The organism is Fusibacter sp., assembly GCF_057447755.1.
Map to the genome: position 1 here is coordinate 1 of NZ_JBVBZF010000008.1, position 14,084 is coordinate 14,084.

The 14,084-nt window shown below is 33.0% G+C and carries 21 protein-coding genes; all 21 read right to left on the bottom strand.

Features of this window, described 5'->3' with window-relative positions; all coding sequences use genetic code 11:
* Window positions 1–172: 172 nt before the first annotated feature.
* Window positions 173–475, bottom strand: a complete 303-nt coding sequence (locus tag AC220I_RS04145; protein ID WP_486722561.1) for a hypothetical protein — start codon at window positions 473–475, stop codon at window positions 173–175.
* 315 nt (window positions 476–790) lie between these two features.
* Window positions 791–1,012, bottom strand: coding sequence for a hypothetical protein (locus AC220I_RS04150; protein WP_486722562.1), 222 nt, complete (start codon window positions 1,010–1,012; stop codon window positions 791–793).
* A 104-nt stretch (window positions 1,013–1,116) separates the two neighbouring features.
* Window positions 1,117–1,335 carry a hypothetical protein gene (locus tag AC220I_RS04155; protein ID WP_486722563.1) on the bottom strand — a complete coding sequence of 73 codons (219 nt, stop codon included), beginning with the start codon at window positions 1,333–1,335 and terminating at the stop codon, window positions 1,117–1,119.
* A 2-nt stretch (window positions 1,336–1,337) separates the two neighbouring features.
* On the bottom strand, window positions 1,338–1,538 hold the full coding sequence (locus AC220I_RS04160) for a hypothetical protein (RefSeq protein WP_486722564.1): 201 nt from the start codon (window positions 1,536–1,538) through the stop codon (window positions 1,338–1,340).
* Window positions 1,539–1,618: 80 nt separating this feature from the next.
* Window positions 1,619–1,831: a hypothetical protein gene (locus AC220I_RS04165; RefSeq protein ID WP_486722565.1), complete on the bottom strand. Its 213-nt coding sequence runs from the start codon at window positions 1,829–1,831 to the stop codon at window positions 1,619–1,621.
* A 118-nt stretch (window positions 1,832–1,949) separates the two neighbouring features.
* The gene (locus tag AC220I_RS04170; RefSeq protein ID WP_486722566.1) at window positions 1,950–2,177 is read right to left on the bottom strand and encodes a hypothetical protein; all 228 of its coding nucleotides are present in this window, start codon (window positions 2,175–2,177) and stop codon (window positions 1,950–1,952) included.
* 34 nt (window positions 2,178–2,211) lie between these two features.
* Window positions 2,212–2,484: a hypothetical protein gene (locus AC220I_RS04175; RefSeq protein ID WP_486722567.1), complete on the bottom strand. Its 273-nt coding sequence runs from the start codon at window positions 2,482–2,484 to the stop codon at window positions 2,212–2,214.
* Window positions 2,485–2,734: 250 nt separating this feature from the next.
* Window positions 2,735–2,983, bottom strand: a complete 249-nt coding sequence (locus AC220I_RS04180; protein WP_486722568.1) for a hypothetical protein — start codon at window positions 2,981–2,983, stop codon at window positions 2,735–2,737.
* The gene (locus tag AC220I_RS04185; protein ID WP_486722569.1) at window positions 2,983–3,423 is read right to left on the bottom strand and encodes a D-Ala-D-Ala carboxypeptidase family metallohydrolase; all 441 of its coding nucleotides are present in this window, start codon (window positions 3,421–3,423) and stop codon (window positions 2,983–2,985) included. The genes AC220I_RS04180 and AC220I_RS04185 overlap by 1 nt, the downstream gene beginning before the upstream one ends.
* On the bottom strand, window positions 3,420–3,932 hold the full coding sequence (locus tag AC220I_RS04190; protein ID WP_486722570.1) for a DUF6712 family protein: 513 nt from the start codon (window positions 3,930–3,932) through the stop codon (window positions 3,420–3,422). Before AC220I_RS04190 ends, AC220I_RS04185 begins: the two co-directional genes overlap by 4 nt.
* Complete coding sequence (locus AC220I_RS04195) at window positions 3,913–5,058, bottom strand: hypothetical protein (RefSeq protein WP_486722571.1); 1,146 nt, start codon at window positions 5,056–5,058, stop codon at window positions 3,913–3,915. Before AC220I_RS04195 ends, AC220I_RS04190 begins: the two co-directional genes overlap by 20 nt.
* Window positions 5,051–5,461: a hypothetical protein gene (locus tag AC220I_RS04200; RefSeq protein WP_486722572.1), complete on the bottom strand. Its 411-nt coding sequence runs from the start codon at window positions 5,459–5,461 to the stop codon at window positions 5,051–5,053. The genes AC220I_RS04195 and AC220I_RS04200 overlap by 8 nt, the downstream gene beginning before the upstream one ends.
* Before the next feature lie 119 nt (window positions 5,462–5,580).
* Window positions 5,581–6,138 carry a hypothetical protein gene (locus AC220I_RS04205; protein WP_486722573.1) on the bottom strand — a complete coding sequence of 186 codons (558 nt, stop codon included), beginning with the start codon at window positions 6,136–6,138 and terminating at the stop codon, window positions 5,581–5,583.
* Between the two features lie 2 nt (window positions 6,139–6,140).
* A complete protein-coding gene (locus AC220I_RS04210) occupies window positions 6,141–6,554 on the bottom strand; it encodes a hypothetical protein (RefSeq protein ID WP_486722574.1) in 414 nt (137 codons plus the stop codon).
* Between the two features lie 14 nt (window positions 6,555–6,568).
* Window positions 6,569–7,510 carry a hypothetical protein gene (locus AC220I_RS04215; protein WP_486722575.1) on the bottom strand — a complete coding sequence of 314 codons (942 nt, stop codon included), beginning with the start codon at window positions 7,508–7,510 and terminating at the stop codon, window positions 6,569–6,571.
* Window positions 7,510–8,568, bottom strand: coding sequence for a Clp protease ClpP (locus AC220I_RS04220; RefSeq protein ID WP_486722576.1), 1,059 nt, complete (start codon window positions 8,566–8,568; stop codon window positions 7,510–7,512). The genes AC220I_RS04215 and AC220I_RS04220 overlap by 1 nt, the downstream gene beginning before the upstream one ends.
* Before the next feature lie 9 nt (window positions 8,569–8,577).
* Complete coding sequence (locus AC220I_RS04225) at window positions 8,578–8,784, bottom strand: hypothetical protein (RefSeq protein WP_486722577.1); 207 nt, start codon at window positions 8,782–8,784, stop codon at window positions 8,578–8,580.
* Window positions 8,781–11,282, bottom strand: coding sequence for a hypothetical protein (locus AC220I_RS04230; RefSeq protein ID WP_486722578.1), 2,502 nt, complete (start codon window positions 11,280–11,282; stop codon window positions 8,781–8,783). Before AC220I_RS04230 ends, AC220I_RS04225 begins: the two co-directional genes overlap by 4 nt.
* Window positions 11,275–12,999, bottom strand: a complete 1,725-nt coding sequence (locus AC220I_RS04235) for a hypothetical protein (protein ID WP_486722579.1) — start codon at window positions 12,997–12,999, stop codon at window positions 11,275–11,277. Before AC220I_RS04235 ends, AC220I_RS04230 begins: the two co-directional genes overlap by 8 nt.
* Complete coding sequence (locus AC220I_RS04240) at window positions 12,984–13,406, bottom strand: hypothetical protein (protein ID WP_486722580.1); 423 nt, start codon at window positions 13,404–13,406, stop codon at window positions 12,984–12,986. The genes AC220I_RS04235 and AC220I_RS04240 overlap by 16 nt, the downstream gene beginning before the upstream one ends.
* Window positions 13,406–14,083: a hypothetical protein gene (locus AC220I_RS04245; RefSeq protein WP_486722581.1), complete on the bottom strand. Its 678-nt coding sequence runs from the start codon at window positions 14,081–14,083 to the stop codon at window positions 13,406–13,408. Before AC220I_RS04245 ends, AC220I_RS04240 begins: the two co-directional genes overlap by 1 nt.
* Window position 14,084 lies beyond the last annotated feature (1 nt).

Here is a 14,084-nt window from a genome sequence, read left to right on the forward strand (position 1 = left end):
AACTATGCTCATTTTTCTTTATATTTATTACATATTTTAAGTTTATCACCTTCTTTTACATATGGACATTTGTCGCTATATAAATCAAGATTTTGACAGAAATAACAATCTTTTATATATTTTAATTTTTCCATGTGAAATTTATTTAATGGTTTATATAAACTAGTTCAAGTCAATTACGCTTCGTTACATTAATTGATTTTAGATAAGCATCAACAATATTTTCAATATCTGAATATATGTTTTTAAGTCTATCTGTATTAAACAGATGATGACAAAAATCAATTAATTCACTACGCTTGACGGTAGCTACATTTAATTTTTTAAGGTCTTCGATTATAGATTGAACTTGAATTATTTCACCAGCATTAAAAGTGGTGCCTTCGTTAAAATTTCTACTTATATTATACCTTTTCTCTTGCTTTAATGATTCAAGTTCATGTTCATATTTATTAATTAATTCTTGAATATCCATTGTACTATATTTTAAGTTAAAAAATTAAATTCCCACTACCTAATTGACTTGAACGGCCTTCGGGTCGGTTCTAATCGGCTTCATACAGTAACGAAGCGAACGTGACTCGAACATCGGTTATACTCAATTTGATACTCCTTTTTTTCGTACCTCAAAAACCGTATCAAACAGAGCATGACCCGAAGGCCGTTATAAACAAGTGGCGTGTGAATGTGTCCGACACATTTAACAGCATATTACTTTTGCGTTCATGCTCGCTCGCTGAATCCGTTAGCCACGCCACCAGTATTATAACAGCAAATAAACAAAATGCGCTCACTCGTCAGTACCGTTTTCCTGCGCTCGCACTTTAATTTCAGTATACTTTCTATCCATCTTCATTTCAATATCAACAGCGTCGTTAACACTAAATTTACCTTTCAATTTAAGTACAGCTTCATAAGTCTCTATAATCCTATCCGCTGTTTCATTATTTACTCCTATCTTTTGCAATCCAAGTGCAATTCTTAGATAATTAATATGCTCATCTCTTGTCATTTTATACAGTTTTGCCCGCACACAGTATGCGGAGGTTTGTAATTCGTATCAAATTTTATGCGACTTTCGTGGCGCACATTGCTTATTTGCATCACGTTATAATTTTATATTTTCCACTTTTCAGCTTCTCTTTTATAATCTGTATCTTCAGTAATTTTATATCCGTAATTATTAAAAAAATTCTCTTCTAACTTTTCAATATTTATCTGTGTAAGTTCATTTTCATTCTTTGTCCCAAGAAATGAAATAAGCATAGCATGACGGTTTAATAACATTATCCTTTCATCATACTTTTTATTGGTTTCTATTTTTCGTTTTTTCATTTTTAATATTTTATTCCGGTTAATTCACAAAGTGATTTTAATAATTCTTGGTATCCTGGATCTTCTGATATTTCTTTTCCAGTAGATATAGTAAATTCTGTTCCACTCTTTAATAATTCCTGATCTCTGAATGATTGATGATCAATGTGATTTAATATCACATTTAAAGCATGTTTAATGATTAATTTGTCTAATGATTTCATAATTGTAAGATTTTATTTGTTTATACTACGAAAGCCCCGCATTTGTTTCAGTGCGGGGCATAATTCCCTAAGAGGGAATCTTACAAACCTCTAAGGGTATTCTGTACTATTATAAATCCATACTCTTCTTCATAATCGTGTGAGCCATGTTCACCTGTGATGCATCTTTCATCTTCGCCTTCAACTTCAATAACTACATCACCATTCATTCCGCCTTTATGAAAGTCTAAATCTACGTTAATTACTCTTTCATTGTAAACTTCTTTGTTTGTTATTTTTACTGTTGCTTTCATTTTGTAAGATTTTTAATTATTAATTTCTTTTCTTATTTATACGGTAAATATATTATATTGTTTCATTTATATCTATAAATTATTAATTAAATGTCAATTTTTACCAATTTAATACCAATTATTCATTATCAACAATGAACTGTTTTCCTCTTATAAATACACGTTTATTCTTTTTGAACTTGACACCATTATAACTTAATCCATGTTGTTTTCTAAAAGATTCAATAGTTTGAAGATTTAAGACATCTCTTATATATTCAAATATTTTCACTAAATCATCATTAGTAAGTTCGCCATTATGAATACATTCTTTTAATCTTTCCTTTATTATTTCTGATCTTTCCATATGTGAAATTTATTTAATGGTTTATATAAACTAGTTATAGGGCATTTAAAGCCTTGCGCACTCCTTCATTTATAGCTTTTAAATATTCCTCTCTGGTTATTTCCTCCTTACACACAATTTTTGTATATGATTTATGATCCATATCAATATGCGTATGGTATGCGCCTAAACTTACTGTTTCGCACCAAATCCTACCCTCTGGAAATTCATCAATTCTAACAATTTTACTATATTTCCAAAAATATGTTCTCTGCCTTTTTGGGTCAAAACAATCTTGGTGTTTCCAATATGTACCTACTTTTACCATAATCCAACAATAAACGCCCTATAACAATGTATATAGCAAATTGGGGGCGTATTCCAGTTTGCTATATTTGTGCTGTTAATTTACTTTGTTGCAAGTTGAAAGGTCAGCACATTTTAACCCCCAACTTGCCATATACAAACCGTTAACAAATATATGAAATTATTTTCACTTGTGAAAATATTTGCACAAAAAAACCACCAATCAATTAAGAAAGGTGGTTTCATTAGATAAGATGAAAATTGATAGAAGGCTAATTCTTCTTTATTAAACCAAATGCTTTTTTTATAGCTAAGCCTAATTTAATACTGGCTTCAACAGCCTCAACAGTTTCTTTAGTTATTTCCTGGCTTTCAGCTTCGGTAATCTTACCATCTGCATTAGCTTTCTTATATGTTTCTATTACGTCTTTTACTTCTTTAATAAGAACATGTAAAAGCTTAATAAGCCCTAATGATAATACTGAGCTTACAATAGTAGTGATTAATAAAAATTTTTCCATTATAATCTTATATATTTAGTTTTACCATTTTCTCTAACAGCTTTTAATATCTCTTTTCTATTGCCATTTTTATTATAAGATATATGTATCCATGCCGGTTGATCATCATCACCAAACTCCCATATTAATTGATCAAAATCAAATCCTTTCGCAATATAATGAAATGCGCTTTTCATATCAGGTAAGTTTATATCTGCGGCCATACCATCACAATGTTGACTATTTCTCGCTCCTCCTATCATACCGTTTAATTTATCCGATCTAAAACCGCTATTTATATGAATAGACCCGTATATTTCTCGTAAAGGCTGCAAAATTTCTTTTACTAAATAGATAATATTGTCAATTTGATGACAATTGGGTTCATTATCTATATCATACCGGATTGCTGTTTGGCTCCTGGTAAATTCTTCTAATTTAAAATTCTTACTTAATATCATATCTTAAACATTGTAAATTGAGTTCCTTTTTTTTCAATTCTTCTTTTCCATAATGGATAGGTGGTGTAATATGTATCTAAAAATCTTATCGCTTCATTCATATAATATTGTGAAGTAGCCATATAATCATTTGCAATTCTTTCTTTATTTGCTGATTGCTTAAACATTTCCTGGGTATTATTATCAAAGTTTACTGGTCCATAATTGGTAATATATTGCTCCCCTTCCCTTGCAACTTTAGCCAGCCATAAATAAACCAATATAGGCTTTAATCCCAAATATTCTATTGTTTCACTTTCATATGTATATTCTTTTCCTTCTACAAGGTCTGTATATTTTGATTCTGCAATGTTATTCATCATATCAAGATAAAGAGATGAGCCAAGAAAATCCCTTAAATTTCTTCTTTGGATATCACGAAGAAAAGCGTTAAATCTTTCTTCATTATAATTCGGGTCAATATCCCGATATTCCCTAACATCTTCAATATTAATTAATAACCGTTCCATTAGATAAATTCTTTTTTGGTATAATCTGAACTTGCATTGGCCATATGCTATTCATAAATATTTCAGTCATTATATTCTCAACATCTTTTCTTTCTGTTTCTATCTGATTATTATAATAATCATGAGCATCAGCAAAAGAAGCTTTGTTAAACATACCATTTTCAGTAACCCCGTTAAGTATTGGCGGCTGTCTAAAAGCATGATAAATATTCAATTTCGCATCTTCATTCTGATTTTTATGTAAATTATCAATGTTATTTCTTCCAATGGATTGAAATGGTTTATATCCTCGCATTTCTTCTGTTGGATTATAACCAAATACTTTTATCCCTCCTGCATTTGCGCTTCCGGTATCTTGGCGTAAATCTTTTTTTATTTCTATAATCTCCTGCTCACCTTCAATAAATTTTGGATACATGAAAAAGCCACTCAGGGAATAATCATTTTGAATACATGATAACTTATAAATTTTACTTTCTGCTTCGAACTGCGCGTCATCTAAAACACTATCCCATTCAGGTATCGGATATATGTCTTGCCAGTCATCAATAAAATACATTATTTGGCCTTCATACTTTTCTAATCCTCCGGCGGTCTCAATCTCTGCCATTACATTTTCAGGGTTATAGGGAGAATATTCTTTTTCATCTTTTACATATCTCCTTTGCCTTGCCCAATCAGTATTTAATACTAATTTTTCTAATTTTTTATCCCATCTTAACCACTCAAACGGAACCGGGTTTATTTCTGCTATTTGACCAAAAATATTAAAATTAAAATGTAAAGCAAAACCTCCGAACATTGACCTTTGCCTGGCAATGTGTCTAAGCATATCCCATCCTGTTTGCTTGTCTTTATTAATTATGGTTTTCATACCCTCAAATCCTTCACCTCGTAAAAATGCACTTTGCGTACCAATGGCAGATTTTGTTGAGCCACTTCGAAGTGCAATATTTTTTATTTTATTGGGATAAAGATTATCCAGGTCATAAGGGATAATCCTATCACCAGGATAAAACTTATCTATACAAATACGTTCGACAAGAGTGGTCCGTTGAATAGTATTTATAGTTACTTTCTTCGGATTCTCGTCGAACGTCTTATCAGTGTTATTGGTATTACTCACAATAAATATCAATTACATTATTATTCTTAAGAATTTCAATGTAAGATAATGGCATCGGAACCCCTTCAACCATTTTCAAGGTGTGTGTACCAATTGCAGCCGTAACCGTTTTCTTTGCTTTTGGTGCTTTGGCCTTTTTGATTGATTCTTCCAATTCTGACAATTCTTTTTTAATTGGCTCTTTCAACTTACCACCATCAAATTCAATGAATTTAAGAGTTGCATAACGCTCATATGAGCTTTCTAAAACCTTGCTTATTTCTTTTGCTTCCGCCTTTGCTTTGGCCTCTGCTTCTGCTTTAGCCTTTGCTTTGGCCTCTGCTTCTGCTGCTTTTGCTTCCTGTGTTTGACTTGGTTGTGGTTGGTTCTGTGGTGCCTTCTGTGGTTGGTTTGTCTGTGACATGTTTAATAATATTTTGTTTAACTAACTTATCTAATAAATGTTGAGGAAGCCGGTTAATATCTTTTACCGGCTTTCCTTTTACTGTTATTTTATGTTCTGTAGTATACATGATAAACCTCCTATGCTGCCGGTGTATCAAGTTCTGTAATATCATAAGTGCTTGCAACTACATGCGGCGCACCCATTTCAGGGGGATCATTATCAGGTGTTTTTAATACAAATTGAATTGTCCCACCTATGTCTGCATCCCCTGGGTTTTCCTGATAATCGCTGATTCTCATTCCTACATTACGGCCATATAACAAATATTTTCCATTTGATAATGGAACAAAGGCAACTACCTTATTGTAAAGAAGTTTTTCAATATTTTCCCGTGATAACTGGCTTACATCTTGCGCTCTGATATCCAGTGTGTGATCAAATCCATTTCTTCCGGTTGCTGCTCTGAATGGTGATGAAGGTATGATATGCAATGAACCTTGTGGGGCTTCGAATTTATAACCCTGCGTCCCAGATGCCAATGTCAACGCTGTTATTTCATGTGAAGTGCCATCTTCAGTAAGGACTTGATTTTCTGAAAAATCATCAAAATTGACTAAATACACATAGTCTTTTATCCCTGCCTGGGTTTGGGTTTCACAATCAAATGCCGAACCCCTATCTATTTTACAACTCATGGCTAATCCTCCTTTAAAATAAATGATTGCTTCGTGATAACCACCGTATCACCGGATGCACACGACAAACGCGCTCGCACATACCTATCTTTCATAGGAGTAGATATATACACTTGGCTTTGTCCGTCTGTAGAAGTGACGGAAAGAACACCATTTCCGGTATATGCTGCCCACGATTGAGTCGTAGTATTACGGTATTCTAATCCCGCAAAGCTCAATGAGTCTGCAACATCGGTATGAGTAAATGTAAAAGTGAAAACCCCACTTTCAATATTTTTCAAATCATATCCAGATGAAGAAGGGATATAATTTGTATCACCTTTTATTGTATCATCAGCAAGCGGATAATCATATTTTTGTGCATTTACAGCAACAAATAAAAGTGATAAACTGAATAATAATATTAACTTTTTCATTTTATACCTCCTTTCTAAGCTGGTTCATAAAGAACGATTTCACTTGATTCACGATAATTCATATCTGATTTAAGATTTATTCTTATAAACCAAGTATCAGATGAATTCGTCACACGATCAACTCTTATACTTTCTTTATCAGGATCAACCCAACTACCTAAGAAAGCATTTGAACGGGCTTCGCTTGCATTTACTTTATAACCTAAAATATGATGCTGTGGCATACCTGTAAAATGTTGGATTTTGTTTGTTTGATACATTGTTTCCAATGATTGACCAAATACACCAACAAAATCTTTTTTCAGGTTTGTATTAGCAGTCATCATTAATTTATAATCAGTGCTATTCAATGCAAAGAAGAAGTCAGGGTCTTCAATAAATTTATTAGGCGTTGCTTGCCAGGTTGCTGCTAAGATATCAAAGAAGTTTGAAGCTGTGATATTTCCTGCAGGTGTCGGCTTAATTACATTTGCATCAGCACTGGCTCGGGTAACAAATCCATCGAAATATGCTAGAGTTGCTGTACCGCTTCCGGTGTCACCCTGGAAGAATAATTCACTCATATGCTCACCGATACCATCTTGATAAAGATCAAGAATAGCCATCATGAGGCGTTGATTAAGCTCAAGGTTTGTGAAATCACCAACACTTTGGAAAGCTTCCCATACATCTTGAAATTCTTCTGGTATGAATTCCTCGTAGACCATCATATTTTTTGGATCAATTGATCTTTCTGCATATGTGGTTGTAACAGTATCCGATGAGGGAGCCCCGGAAGTATATGTGCCAATAGGTCGAGTTGACCTACTCAGTTTAGGTAATGATTTTTTCTTTGCTATGCCTGGCAAAAAGGTACATGCTCCTTTTCTTCCAATTTCATTGCCTACGCCCATAACGGTGTATAAAGTTTCTAAAACTTCACCATTATAATTCGAATTCGATAATGTTAAGGCCATTATTTACCCTCCCGTGCTTTTTTACGTTCTTTAAATTGCGCCTTTACTTTTTCTCTTACCTTCGCTGTTACTGATAATTCAGGTTTTTTTGATTTTTGTGTCTCTTTTGGGATCACACCGCCTGAAGGAGATTTCACAAGTGCCTGAATCTTTTTATCAAACTCAGCTTTTACCTCATCAATAAGAGGGGTAATAGCTTCTACTGCTGCTGTGGCTGCTGACTCGGCTATCGCCTCAACGTCAACATCTGCGCCAGGTGATGATTCAGTCACTTCAGTTATTGAACCGCCTGCTATTGTGATCATACGACCATCAGCAAGCTCATAAGTACCATCTTCTAAAGTTTCAGCTCCAACAGGGGCAACTTCAACATCAGCGGCCAACTGTTCAGCATCAGCAAGAATATTAGTACCATTTTTTAAAGCATGAACATATGTATGCTTTTTGTTTTTAAATAAATTCATTTTTGCTTTTAATTTATTTGACAATTCTTTAGATAATTTATTGTTTGGATAGTATGCAACCAGTTTTGATGATTCTGAAATACTATCAATAAATCCTAATTTTTTAGCCTCTTCAGGTAAGAGCCAGTCTTCTTTTGCCATTAAATCTAAAATGGCCTGTTCGTCCATACCTGTCTTTTTCTTATATATACCTACCATGATCTTATCATGCTTATCTAACATTTCAGCTTGTTTTCTTAATTCACGTGAATTGCCACCCCTTCCGTCGATAGCATTATGAATAAGAAAAGGAGCTGTATTTTTTGCCTCTACCTTGTCACATCCTAATATCGCAACGGTTCCGGCACTGGCAGTATTGCCAATAAGAACACCGTAAGTTTTACCAGGATATTTACTTATGAGTTGATTTATTGTAATTCCATCATCGAGGGAACCGCCTAAAGAAGCCATATAGAATGTTACATCTTCGCCGTCAGCTTCTTTTAACATTGACTGTACGATTTGCGGTGTAATATCTTCGCCTATATCGCCGATTAAATCAAATTCCATATAATAAATTTTAATTAAAAATATTACATAGAATTTCGATAACAAAATTATGATTTATTCAATAGAGGAATTATCTATGAATATTTGTCCTTCTTTAAGGTACAGAATATCTTTCAAAGCTTCAATTGTATCTGTTGTAGTTCTGCAATTCTCAAGGCCTTTTGCTTTTCTTCTTAATATCTTTGCTGCTTCTTTGGGATCATTAATTGCTGTTTTTATAAACAGCCTTCTTTGTTCTAATTGTTTCTTATCTTTTTTCATACTATTGAATTATTAATTACACCTTCAAATTTGCTTAATCCGGTTTTAATATCGCTTACTTTAGTTATGATAGTGACATTCTTAAAAGCATTAATTAAGGCTGTTTGATCAAGAGAAGTAGCACTTTGAGCTTGTCCACCATCCTGTAAAAAGGATGATTTATGAGCAAAACTTTTGCCCCCATGACTTTCGTTTATTGCGCTAAGTGCTGATATCTCGGCAGTAGCATTTTTATTAAGAACATATGCGGCTTCTCCTTTTTCTACTTCCAAATGCGTTCCATCCGATCCATAAAGATGGGTTCCTCCATGAGCATGATCTTTACCTCCGAAAAGTGTCATCTTCCCACCTTTAGCCATCTGAGTAGGTGTATATTTTTTCGATGCAATTATACCAGATTGTGCTAATCCCAAACCTCCCACCACAACAGAAAGGGGAATGTTTGGTAATGCCTTGACAACAGCAACAGCCGTATTAATTAAAGTATCTATAATAGCTTTTCTTTTATCAGAATCAAATTGTTTTTTCTTTAATATTTCTGCTTTCTTAGCATATTCTCTTTCTATCTGTTCTTTCGCTGCTTCATTATCTCCTGCAAGTTCTAATGCTGCTGCCTTCTGTTGCTCAAGTGATGCAAACTCTTTATCATAATTCTTTTTAACTAAAGATGTAAAACTATTTGAAAAACCTGCAAAGGCTGCAAATTTATCTTTTTCGCTTGCCCCTTCAAGTTTGTTAAAAGCAACTGCTTTATTTAATAGATCCGCTTGTAATGCTGTTCGCTCATCTGCTAATGCTCCGGCTGCTTCTCCTATAGCATCAATAGAATCTAATGTCACCTGTAGAGCCTCTTGCTCTTTAGCTATTTTTGCCTGTTTATATTCCTCGTCAATTTCTGATAATCTGATAGCATGTTCTGCCTTTATCAATTCTATTTCTTCAGCTAGTAGCATTTCATTTTCAATCTTCCTTTGAAACTCTTCATTTTCAAATTCGATTTCTTTATCTCTTTTCTCTTCTAAATCACTTATATGACTTAATAGTGATTTTTTATTTAGTTCATCCAGTTTTTGTAAAGCTATTTTACGTCTTTCGACTTCATCGTCTGTATTTTTTTCATCTTGTTTATTTAATCTCTGCGCTATCGCCGCCCTCTCAGATGCTAACCTTCTTCTACCTTCAAAACTTGTTTGCTCCGCTCGGAATACTTCAGCTTCAAGCCTTGCTTCTTCGTCCAAATCTTCTTTATTAGAAGCATGCAAAGAATTTTGTATTTTCCTTATTCTTAGTCTTTCTTTAGCGATCATTAAATTTTGATCAAGTAATTGTTGTTCTTTTTCTATTGCCTGGTCAATTAATGACAATCTTTCTTCATCTGAATATTTATCTTTTTCAGCTACTTTCAAACGTAATTGAGAAATCTCTTTTCTTAATTTTGCCTCATCAACTACATTTTTTCTAACAAGTTTGTCAAGTGCTGCCTGTGCATCTGCAAGTCTTTTTGTTGCATCTGCATCAGCTCTTATCTCATCACCAAGCCTTTTAAATCCGTCTATTACTTTATCAGCATCAAAACCAGTTGCAGTTTGTAAAAGAGCTTTGCCAATATCGGCACTGGCTGATTTAAGATTTTCTTTAAATATATCCAGGTCTTTATTAGTTTTTCTGAAGATATTAGCAATTGCATTTCCTGCCAGTTTCATTGAATTCGTTATAACATCACCTAAACCGACAAAAAGATCAGCTAATCCCTTAACCCTGTTTACTAGATTTGTCTTTATAATTTCCCATAAATCTTTCACAGCCTGTTGAGGGTCTTTAAAAGCTTTCACAATCTTTTCAGCTACTTTTGTTAAAACATCAAGCAATGTTTCAAAAATAGATCGCAATACGGCAGATGCTTTATTAAATGCGTTTTGTCCTTCCTCTGATCTTCTTAAAGCTTTTGATAATGCAATAAAAGACCCGACTATTCCAGCAATTATAGCAACAATAGGATTTGCTAAAAGTGCTTTAAACGCTTGACCTATTCCTCTTAAACCATTTTGAGCTTTTCCTAGTGCCGGCGACATTTGCCCCCACGAAGCGCGTTGTTTTTCTGTTTCAGATTTATTTTTATTGATTAGTTTATTATTCTTATCAATGGTTTTGTTAATCTCAGATATTCTTTTACGACTTTCTTTCGTTGCCCCGGATAGTTTGTTTCTTTCAGCTATTAGACTTTTGTTTGCTGCTGTTAATTGATCAGTACTGCCTTTTTCACTCTGTATCTGTTTAATAAAATTAGCCCGTTCGCTTTTACCTTTTTTTAATTCTTCATTGTTTTCAGCTAATGCCTGGGAATATTGTTCCTGGGTAATAGTACCTTCTTTATAGGCATCTTTTAATGCTTTTGCTTGCTTCTCATTTTCAACTATCTGATCAGACAGCTTATTAATATTCTTAACCGCCGTATCTGTATCATATTCGATTTCAACTAATATTGTTTTATCAGCCATATTTCAATAATTTTACGTCCGTCAATGTATTACTTACAAAATCTGATATTTCATTAACAATGAAATACGCGCTATAATAATCTATATAAACAAGTTGTACCAAATCCCATCCAAGTACATCAAGTTTATTAAGGCTCATTTTACAATTAATTGCCCTTATTCGATATAGAGAATTAAATAATCCTTCAAATTCTAATTTTAAATTATTCCAATCTAAATTAGAAAATGAACTATAACCGCTATCAACTTCAATTAACCTAATATTGATAGTCTGATCTGAGATTCTCATAGTATCTTCATACATATTTATAGATACAATCTCATTTCCTGAAATCTCTGTTTGTTCACTTGCCGAAAAAGGAAAAACAATATAATCTTTTTCATCTTGCAAAGTATCATTATTAACTTCGAAATAACTACGGCCTAAATACTTAGGTACCGTTTCATCATTGTCATATCTTAACCAGTTCTTTTTAGCTAAATTTGAAAAAGTACCACTTATATCATCTGTTTCTTGTATAAATCTATCGGACCAATCTAATGAATTAAGCTTATTAATATTTGCAAACGATCTTAATTCGAAGATTCGGTCCAATGTATCAATTATATGTGTTGAATTTTCAGATATACACATAGTTTTATAGATATCTTTAAAGGTGATATCTGGCAAGTTATCCTGGACCTTAATTAAAAATCCTGAAAATGGGTTTGTATCCAAATTAGTGACATCTTTTTCAGGATGCAATGAATAAAGATAACATGCAGTCATTGTAAGATCACCACCTGAAACAGCAAACGAATAAGAAAGGGTATTATTTTCGCTCTGCAACTCTCCTGTTTCAATATCGATCTCAGTATCTTCAGAGCTTATGTTAAATTTTTGTACTTCGGTGGTCCCGGCAACTGAATCATAAGCTGAAATAGTAATTACTAAATCTGCTGATGCTTCGATAGTCCCTCTTAACCTAAATTTACTTTGCAAACCTAAAACATCAATTGTTGTACTACCAACAGTAACATATGTTGAAAAATCATCTACATTAAGATTGCTAAAATTATTACCGTCGTTTACGGTCCCGGTAATTATCTTTTGATAAGAAGTAAAAAAGAAATTCTCGTGATTAAGTGTTAATGCCAGTTTTTTTGTTGAGGTAAAAGAATAACCGATATCTGATAATCTCAAGTTTAATAATCCTGGCAGATATATACATGGCCGGGAATATTTAAGGTCGGTTAATGATGTTTTTGAAGAAATCTTTTTTTTATGATAACATATATGAGGCCACACAATAGGATGATCTATGCTTTCATTATCAACAGTATTTCTGCTAGTAGTAGTTAGATAAATGTCGTAATCATCCCATAATTTAGCTGTTAAAAGAGCATCAAGATATGCAAATACATCCGTACTCTTATCTATTATCTGAAGTTCATAACCTTTTCTTCTATTACCACCGGTTAATATTCCATAGCCATTAAAGATAATAAACTGATCAATATATTTGACTGTATAAAATTTATCGAAGCTATCATTTGAAGAATTTACGGCAAGCGGAGAATTAAATATCTCATTATTTACAGGGGTATATGGCAAAACAAATCTATTGGTGATATCAATAAACCTATCCTGAGGGTTTTCAATATCAAATGATTTTCGGGTTATTGCCGGCGTGGCGTTTCCCAGGTCTGCTTTTATACCGTTTACTTCAAGTTCCATCGGCGAATGTCAAAACTTATATTATATCTTTTATCTGAAAGCCTATAAGAATAAGTGCCTGGAATAATAGCGACATTTTCATAAGTAGAATCTTTTTTCAATCTTATAATATTCTCTGCACTCAAAAGTGAACCTATCACTTCCAGATCATTTTTGCTGACATCTTCAACATAAAGAGAAACATTTCTCTGCTCTCCGCTTATTATTGTTTTTATTTCATCCTGGTCACGTTCATTAACTACCTCACCGCTTATCCTTACTTCAGTTTCAAGATCATAAAACATATATTGATAAAATGCCCCGTTTCTACCATACCAACAAAGTAAATATTCATGATCTTCGTAATTAGGATCAGTTTCACTTTTTGGCGTTACGATTTCAAAATATATTTCTTTACTAAATGCCATTATGTAATAGATGTAATTAATGTCCAGTCTATACTTGTTGTCAATGCCCTACCTACATATTGATAATAATCACCTGTCCCATTTTCAACAAAGAAAAATTCAAAAATTGTTACAGTAGATAATATTTGCCTGGTTCTTATATGACAATTACCTGTTCTAGCTCCACTAAATGGGTCATTTGATAAAGTATTATTATTTGTTGTTACAAAATCCGTTGTATATCCAATTAAATCATTACAATTTAAACTAGCCGTTAAACTAAATGTTTGTGATCCTGAATAAAAACCAACTAATGTACCATTAATATTCATAATAGTATAAGTAACAGGATTCATCCTGAATGATCCATTATCTCTATTTTCTCCAAATAATGTCACATTAGTAAATGATATTGTCCCGGTTGATGAAAATTGAATATGCCCTATCTGACCAACAGCCAAACCACTAATTGTATAAGAACAATTTAATGTAGCTCTATTAATAAGATATGTTTCATAATTTGTGAAATCGACACTTTGTGTTGCGCCAGTTAAAGTTATTGAACCTACACGATGTTTTTTTAATACTACACTTTCTGTCAGTGCCTCTAAATGAGTTATATGAATTGCATTTGTTACAGTTGGGACTATTACCGAGTTTGTCAATGCATCAAATTCAGTTTTATTTAATTTACTCATG

Coding starts and splice junctions, on each gene's coding strand:
- AC220I_RS04190 (WP_486722570.1), bottom strand. CDS start 3,932: ATGGAACGGTTATTAATTAATATTGAAGATGTTAGGGAATATCGGGAT.
- AC220I_RS04170 (WP_486722566.1), bottom strand. CDS start 2,177: ATGGAAAGATCAGAAATAATAAAGGAAAGATTAAAAGAATGTATTCAT.
- AC220I_RS04215 (WP_486722575.1), bottom strand. CDS start 7,510: ATGGCCTTAACATTATCGAATTCGAATTATAATGGTGAAGTTTTAGAA.
- AC220I_RS04155 (WP_486722563.1), bottom strand. CDS start 1,335: ATGAAAAAACGAAAAATAGAAACCAATAAAAAGTATGATGAAAGGATA.
- AC220I_RS04225 (WP_486722577.1), bottom strand. CDS start 8,784: ATGAAAAAAGATAAGAAACAATTAGAACAAAGAAGGCTGTTTATAAAA.
- AC220I_RS04180 (WP_486722568.1), bottom strand. CDS start 2,983: ATGGAAAAATTTTTATTAATCACTACTATTGTAAGCTCAGTATTATCA.
- AC220I_RS04175 (WP_486722567.1), bottom strand. CDS start 2,484: ATGGTAAAAGTAGGTACATATTGGAAACACCAAGATTGTTTTGACCCA.
- AC220I_RS04245 (WP_486722581.1), bottom strand. CDS start 14,083: ATGAGTAAATTAAATAAAACTGAATTTGATGCATTGACAAACTCGGTA.
- AC220I_RS04235 (WP_486722579.1), bottom strand. CDS start 12,999: ATGGAACTTGAAGTAAACGGTATAAAAGCAGACCTGGGAAACGCCACG.
- AC220I_RS04185 (WP_486722569.1), bottom strand. CDS start 3,423: ATGATATTAAGTAAGAATTTTAAATTAGAAGAATTTACCAGGAGCCAA.
- AC220I_RS04165 (WP_486722565.1), bottom strand. CDS start 1,831: ATGAAAGCAACAGTAAAAATAACAAACAAAGAAGTTTACAATGAAAGA.
- AC220I_RS04230 (WP_486722578.1), bottom strand. CDS start 11,282: ATGGCTGATAAAACAATATTAGTTGAAATCGAATATGATACAGATACG.
- AC220I_RS04145 (WP_486722561.1), bottom strand. CDS start 475: ATGGATATTCAAGAATTAATTAATAAATATGAACATGAACTTGAATCA.
- AC220I_RS04240 (WP_486722580.1), bottom strand. CDS start 13,406: ATGGCATTTAGTAAAGAAATATATTTTGAAATCGTAACGCCAAAAAGT.
- AC220I_RS04200 (WP_486722572.1), bottom strand. CDS start 5,461: ATGTCACAGACAAACCAACCACAGAAGGCACCACAGAACCAACCACAA.
- AC220I_RS04150 (WP_486722562.1), bottom strand. CDS start 1,012: ATGACAAGAGATGAGCATATTAATTATCTAAGAATTGCACTTGGATTG.
- AC220I_RS04160 (WP_486722564.1), bottom strand. CDS start 1,538: ATGAAATCATTAGACAAATTAATCATTAAACATGCTTTAAATGTGATA.
- AC220I_RS04210 (WP_486722574.1), bottom strand. CDS start 6,554: ATGAAAAAGTTAATATTATTATTCAGTTTATCACTTTTATTTGTTGCT.
- AC220I_RS04205 (WP_486722573.1), bottom strand. CDS start 6,138: ATGAGTTGTAAAATAGATAGGGGTTCGGCATTTGATTGTGAAACCCAA.